Raw genomic sequence first — 260 nt, forward strand, 5'->3', positions numbered from 1 at the left:
CTACGAATACAAGCCCGGCGACAACGATCTCATCGATTTCAAGACCGGTTTCTATTACAATCGTCTGAAGATGACGTATGATACAAACGCGACTGGTGGAGGAACTGCGGCCGGACGCGAGATCACCGATACCGGTATCGGTTTCGACGTCTCGAACACCTCGAAATTCGATCTCGGCGATGTCTCGGTCTCATCGAACTATGGCGTGGAATATTTCCATGACACTTATGATGTCATGAACAGCACGGCGCAGCCGCAGG

1 protein-coding gene is annotated in these 260 nt (G+C 51.5%); it reads left to right on the top strand.

Going from position 1 to position 260, the window contains the following annotated elements; genetic code table 11:
* Window positions 1-260, top strand: a 260-nt coding sequence (locus SB679_RS24985) for a hypothetical protein (RefSeq protein ID WP_410704999.1), incomplete at both ends; no start/stop codon positions are given.

The organism is Chryseobacterium sp. SIMBA_029, assembly GCF_046535275.1.
GTDB lineage: Bacteria > Bacteroidota > Bacteroidia > Flavobacteriales > Weeksellaceae > Chryseobacterium.